Genomic DNA, 372 nt, shown 5'->3' with positions numbered 1-372 from the left:
TCCAAGCAATTGGCGTAAAGATCCTTATCTATAAACTTTTGTTTTTATCAAAAAACATGTATAAAACATGGCAAAAATGATTTGAATATTTTAAAGGAGTCATCCATGAATCACCCTTCAGAGTTAAAGTACGCCACTACGCACGAATGGGTCAAAGTTGAAGGTGATCTGGTTATTACCGGTATTTCTGACCATGCACAGGATGCTTTGGGTGATCTGGTCTATGTTGAAGCACCAGAAGTGGGTCAACAAATCACTGCTGGTGAACAGGCTGGTGTAGTTGAGTCGGTTAAAACTGCTTCAGACATCCATGCACCTGTTTCAGGTGAAGTGGTTGAAGTGAATTCAGCACTTGAAGATGATCCTGATTTT

The 372-nt window shown here is 40.1% G+C and carries 1 protein-coding gene; it reads left to right on the top strand.

Annotated elements, in window-relative coordinates:
• Positions 1-105: 105 nt before the first annotated feature.
• On the top strand, positions 106-372 hold a 267-nt coding region (gene gcvH / locus B2Y23_RS01620; protein ID WP_291368616.1), incomplete at its 3' end, for a glycine cleavage system protein GcvH.

The organism is Acinetobacter sp. UBA5934 (genome assembly GCF_002430855.1).
Classification (GTDB): Bacteria; Pseudomonadota; Gammaproteobacteria; order Pseudomonadales; family Moraxellaceae; genus Acinetobacter.
Note: the sequence above shows the minus strand (reverse complement) of the source record. Positions and strands in the feature narration are given on the sequence as shown.